Annotated in this window: 2 protein-coding genes; one reads left to right on the top strand and one right to left on the bottom strand. The window is 38.0% G+C overall.

What is annotated here, in order from left to right; genetic code table 11:
* A partial coding sequence (locus ACY10D_RS10260) for a protelomerase family protein (protein WP_487000639.1) occupies window positions 1–552 on the top strand: 552 nt, incomplete at its 5' end.
* 375 nt (window positions 553–927) lie between these two features.
* On the opposite strand, the gene ACY10D_RS10255 is transcribed toward ACY10D_RS10260, so the two are convergent.
* Window positions 928–1863 (bottom strand): Rpn family recombination-promoting nuclease/putative transposase, encoded by a 936-nt coding sequence (locus tag ACY10D_RS10255; RefSeq protein ID WP_487000638.1) that lies wholly within the window; start codon window positions 1861–1863, stop codon window positions 928–930.
* Window positions 1864–2371: the final 508 nt, after the last annotated feature.

Here is a 2371-nt window from a genome sequence, read left to right as displayed (position 1 = left end):
CAACCATCACGTTACCAATCATGGGCAAAGCTCTGCTTAAGCATCTGCCTACTCACTGGCAGACGTATCTATGAAGTGTGTGTCACTGGTAACTTTGAAATAGTAAACGCTCACACAATGAAAATGACAGGCCTCGCAAAGCAGAAAAACGATGACGACAAACAAAATAAATCCATTGAATTTAAAGTATTTGCAAATAGCCACCTCATCATGCAAGCCATTAATGTCTTACGTGAAATCAAAGACTTTACTGTTTACGGTGACGACTATCGAAAATTCGATAAATCTACTGGCACACCATTACGATCTGCCTTAACGCCACAGCGTGATAATCAAGTCGCTATGATTTGCAATCCTGCCGTTACAATAAAGCTACTGCCTAAGTCCATGCGCCAACTCTACGCTGCCATGGTTAAGTACGAGATCGAACAAGCAAAGCCGAATGAATCAGATAACTTTTACGATTTTGAACTTGCTAAACACTTAGGGCACGATGCAGAAAGGGATATTGATACCGTGCAATCTTATAAGGATATTGTTATACACAACTAAGCAATAACCTCAAAACATAACCACGCATTCATTGACGCAATAACCTTGCTTGAAAAATAGCCCTTAATTTGTGGGTGCAAAATAGGAAGGCCAGAAAACAGCGAAAAATACCACTTTTAAATCAATAAACCCTTGAAATATATAGCTTTCAGCTATGGCCAGATAGCCTTGAAAATCCCGCCTCATTTCTAGGCGTAAAATAGGAACTCAATTATTGGGGTGAATTCTTCGGGGGTGGAAAATTGGTTTTCGGGCTATTGTTTTTAGTGCATGGAAGATAAAGCTTGTTTAACCCCATTGGCTAGCCCGAAAAGGTTTTAGCCTGCGGTAAAGGAAAGTAACCATAAGAAAGGGAACCACAAGCTAAACTCAAAATTAATGCTTCTTGCCCTTTACCTCGTCCGCTAAGGCGTTTACTTCTTCGATTGATAGATTGTTAAGCTCTGCCACTTCTTTAGCGTCATAGCCCCTTAAAAGCATATTGCGAGCCGTAGCTAAATGAGCTAAGTGCCGCCCTTCGGCTTTAAGTATTGGCGCATGTTTTTGTAACGCTCTTTCTTCAATCTGTTGTGATACTGTCATAACGTCACCTTGTAAGTCTATATTACTGTTTACTATCTTATCATAAAATTGGTCAAAGTCTAAGTTTGAGTAGTCGCTCATATACTTAATCAACGTCTGCCTAGAAAAGCTGTCATAGTCCGTTATCGTCTTAGCTGCCAACGCTAACACGCTATCAATATCTTTCTTGGCTGCATACTTCAATATGATTTCTAAGCCTTTGATATAGTCATGCTGCAATATTTCTTCGTCACTCTTGCTTACTAAGTCCACAAACTGCGTTGTAAATGCAAACTTCTCTGCTAGCTCTTTGTTTTCAAAGTAATCGTTAATATCTGTACTATAGCTAAATGGCTTTTTGTTCGTATAGTAAATAATGCTAACCACTAAAGGCAATTTCTTTACGCCTTTGTTGCGTTTGATAAAGTCCAACAAGTAGGCGGTTTGATAATGTCTAGAACGAATTAAAATAGTCATATCATCGGTGCTTTGCACCTCAATATGCACCAAGATTGCGCCTTGTCTGCCGTCCTTAAACTTAAACAAACACGCCAAATCGGATTGTTCTTTTTGCTTCACGTTCTTTTTATGCTGCTGTCTGGTGTGTTCGACATTGGCAAAACCTAACTCAACGCTTGACCAATCTATCAATGCCACAAGCTCACGCTGTACGTACTGGCGCAAAAATGACAACGAAAAATCGCGGTTATTGAGTAGGTCTTTGATGAGTCTGTCGTGGTGGTCTGCCATTATTTCCCTAAAGCGTTAGGATTATCTAAGCGCATTATATCACTTATTTTGATTTGTAGCGTCTGCGCTATGATAGATAATGGTGCGCCTTGTTTTATCTAAGTGGGGCAATATTTCTGTCGCAAAAGTGGAGCATTATATTTGTCGCATAATGATATTAATGATTTTGTTATTCTAATACTGGTTAATATACATTCTTATTAGTTGGCGGTATAATAATCAATAATTATCAGAAAAAGGATAACAAACATGAAAATCGATGAAGCAAAAGTATTAATACGAGAAATCTTGCCAAAAAATACTCAACTTGACTCATATCATTATGATTTTACTACTGGAACGCATATTTATAGTTAGCACGAGAAAGATTTAGTTAAGTCTGTTATACTTGCTTTCATTTTTGAAATATGAAAGCATACAGCCAAGATTTACGAGACAGAGCGATTGATTTATACGAAAATGAAAACTATTCAAGGGGTAAGATTAGCAAGCTTTTAAAAATAGGATA

The organism is Cysteiniphilum sp. (genome assembly GCF_057495195.1).
This window is presented reverse-complemented; position numbering and strand designations above follow the sequence as displayed.